At 79.3% G+C, this 2,621-nt stretch carries 3 protein-coding genes; all 3 read left to right on the forward strand.

Going from position 1 to position 2,621, the window contains the following annotated elements; all coding sequences use genetic code 11:
* The first annotated feature begins 20 nt into the window (after positions 1 to 20).
* Positions 21 to 1,076, forward strand: coding sequence for an acyl-CoA dehydrogenase (locus tag NH602_RS29990; RefSeq protein WP_253069580.1), 1,056 nt, complete (start codon positions 21 to 23; stop codon positions 1,074 to 1,076).
* 8 nt (positions 1,077 to 1,084) lie between these two features.
* Positions 1,085 to 2,362, forward strand: coding sequence for a bifunctional PIG-L family deacetylase/class I SAM-dependent methyltransferase (locus NH602_RS29995; RefSeq protein WP_253069581.1), 1,278 nt, complete (start codon positions 1,085 to 1,087; stop codon positions 2,360 to 2,362).
* Positions 2,359 to 2,621 (forward strand): glycosyltransferase (locus NH602_RS30000; protein ID WP_374210282.1); only part of this gene is annotated, 263 nt, incomplete at its 3' end. The genes NH602_RS29995 and NH602_RS30000, both read left to right, overlap by 4 nt.

The raw sequence follows: 2,621 nt of genomic DNA on the forward strand, positions 1-2,621 counted from the left end.
GACCGGACATACGGCAGTCCGTGAGCCTCGACCACCGACCCGACGTCCCCGGCGCCGACCACCGGGGTGGCCGATCCGGGCCCGCCACCGGCGTCCTGGACCCGGTGCCCGCACCCGCAGGCCCCGCCGAGCCGTTCCCGGGCGGGGCCGGGGCGACGCTCGCCGCCGCCGTCGCCGCCGGTCAGCTCGACCTCCCGCTGCCCGGTTCCGGGGCGACCGCGACCCGGTGGGCGCGGCTGGCCCGGATCGCACGACGCGACCTGCCGGTCGCGCGGCTGGCCGAGGGGCACGCCGACGCCGTCGCGATCCTCGCCGACCACCACCGCTCCCCCGTCCCGGGCGCGGGCTACGGGGTGTGGGCGTCGCGGTCCGGCGGCGGGGCCCGGCTCGACGGCGGCCACGGCGGGCTGCGCCTGTCGGGCACCGTGCGGTTCTGCTCGGGCACCCACCTGCTCGACCGGGCACTCGTCGTCGCCGGCGCCGGGGACCGCACCCGGCTCGTGGACCTGGACCTGCGCGACCCGCAGGTGGAACGGGTGACGGCCTGGCGGGCCGCCGGGATGGCCGCCAGCGACACCCACGACGTCGTCCTGCACGACGTGCCCGTGCCGGCCGGGGCCGTGGTCGGCGGACCGGATGCCTACACCGACCGCCCCGGGTTCGCCCACGGCGGCGCCGGCGTCGCCGCGGTGTGGCTGGGCGCGGCCGCCGCGATCGTCGACCACGTCGCGGCGCCGCTGCGCACCGCCGACCCGGACCCGCACCGGCTGGCCGCGCTCGGGGCGGTGCACGCCGCCGTCGCCGCCGCGGACGCCCTGCTCGCCGTCACCGCCGCCCGGATCGACGCCGACCCCGCCACCGCCCACCACGACGCGGTGGCCACCGTGCGGGCCACGGTCGAGCGGGCGTGCCGGACCGTGCTCGACGCCGCCCCGGAGATCGCCGGGGTCGCCGTGCTGGCCGGGTCGCCGCTGCTCACCGCACGCCTCGCGGACCTGCAGATCTACCTGCGCCAGCACCACGGCGGACGCGACCTCGCCGCCCTCGGGCGCGCCCTGGTCACCCCGGCGACCTGATGGAGCCCGTGCAGTCCCCGGACGTCTGGGAGGACGCGGCCGTGACCCTCGCCCGGCGCGGGCTCGACCCGTCGTCGTTCGGCCGCCTGGTCGTGGTGTGCGCCCACCCCGACGACGAGACCCTCGGCGCGGCCGGGCTCATGCGCGGGGTCGTCGCCGCAGGCGGCACCGTCGAGGTCGTCCTGGCCAGCGACGGGGAGGCCGCCCTGCCCGAGGTCGGGTCGATCGACCGGGCCGGGCTGGCCCGCACCCGCCGCGCCGAACTCGACGCGGCGCTGGCCGAGCTGGGCGTGCCCGCGACGGTGCACCGGCTCGGGCTGCCCGACTCGGCGCTGCGCGAGGACCAGCTCGTCGGCCCCCTGACCGGGCTGCTCGCCGATGCCGACGCGTGGGCGAGCCCGTGGCGCGGCGACCCGCACCCCGACCACGCCGCGGTCGGCCGGGCCTGCCCGGCGGCGGCCCCGGTGACCGCGCACGGTTTCGGGTTCCCGATCTGGGCCCGCACCCGGATCGCGCCGACCGATCCCGGCGTGCCGTGGGACCACGCCCACCGGCTGACGCTGTCCGCCGACGACCGGGACGCCAAGCGCCGCGCGATCGCCGCACACGCGTCGCAGTCCGCGGTGCCACGCGGCGGGACCCGCGCGGTGCTGTCCCCGGCGACGCTCGCCCACTTCCACGGCGGTCACGAGGTCTACTTCCGGGAGCCGCCGCCCTCGGGGGCGCCGCCGGAGCTGTTCGCCGGGCTCTACCGCGACAACGCCGACCCCTGGGCCGTGCGCACGTCGTTCTACGAGCGGCGCAAGCGTGACGTGCTGCTGGCCTGCCTGCCGCGGGAGCGCTACGCGCTGGCGGCCGAGCCGGCCTGCGGGCTCGGCGAGCTGACCCGTGACCTGGCGGCGCGCTGCGACCGGGTGGTGGCCTCCGACGTGGTCGACGAGGCCGTCGCCGCCACCACCGGCGCCCTCGGCGGGATTCCGGGCGTCGAGGTCGTGGCGGCCGACGTCGACGACGACCGGGCGGTCCCCGGCGGCGTCGACCTCGTGGTCCTCGCCGAGTTCCTCTACTACCTGCCCGCCGCGCGGGTGGGCGCCGTGCTCGACCGCATCGCGGGCGCGCTGGTGCCGGGCGGCGACCTGGTGCTGGTGCACTGGCGGCAGTGGCCCGCCGAGGCGCCCGCCGACGCCGCCACCGTGCACGCGCGGGTGGTGGCCGACGACCGCTTCGACACCCTCGTCGAGCACACCGACGAGCAGTTCCTCCTGCACGTGGTCCGGCGCCGGTGAGCCGGACCATGCGGCCGGGTGCCGCACCGTCCGCCGCGGGCGTGCTCGTCCCCGCCCACGACGAGGAGGGCACCATCACCGCCTGCGTCCGGTCCGTGCTGACCGCCCTCGACCACGCGCCCGGGCTCACCGCGCGGGCGCTGTGCGTGGTCGCCGACCGCTGCTCCGACGCCACCGCCGCGCTCGCCCGGGCCGCCGCCGCGACGCACCCGGCCGCGGACCGGGTGCGGGTGACGGTGCTCGAGCCCACCGCCGGGGT

Source organism: Pseudonocardia sp. McavD-2-B (genome assembly GCF_024124365.1).
Taxonomy (GTDB): Bacteria; Actinomycetota; Actinomycetes; order Mycobacteriales; family Pseudonocardiaceae; genus Pseudonocardia; species Pseudonocardia alni.